Origin of the sequence: Vibrio marinisediminis, assembly GCF_014050145.1 — a bacterium.
GTDB classification, from domain to species: Bacteria; Pseudomonadota; Gammaproteobacteria; order Enterobacterales; family Vibrionaceae; genus Vibrio; species Vibrio marinisediminis.
The window spans coordinates 1-275 of sequence record NZ_JACFYF010000236.1 but is presented as its reverse complement, the minus strand read 5'-3'; the positions used below and the strand labels follow the sequence as shown (position 1 = coordinate 275).

The window sequence follows — 275 nt, the reverse complement described above, 5'->3', positions numbered from 1 at the left end:
TCCCAAGCGCGATATCATCATCGCCATCGACGCCGGCCATGGCGGCGAGGATCCTGGCGCCATCGGCCCCTCGGGTACCCGCGAGAAGGACGTAGTGTTGCAGATCGCCAAGCGCCTCCAGCAGCGCGTCAATGCCGCCGAGGGGTTCCGTGCGGTGATGATCCGCGACAGCGATTACTACGTGGGGTTGCGCCAGCGCACCCATATCGCACGTGAGCAGAAGGCAGACTTCTTCGTCTCCATCCATGCCGATGCCTTCCATAGTCCGCGACCCA

At 63.6% G+C, this 275-nt stretch carries 1 protein-coding gene; it reads left to right on the top strand.

Annotation, left to right across the window (positions count from 1 at the left end; genetic code table 11):
* A partial coding sequence (locus H2O73_RS21025; protein ID WP_182110798.1) for an N-acetylmuramoyl-L-alanine amidase family protein occupies window positions 1-275 on the top strand: 275 nt, incomplete at both ends.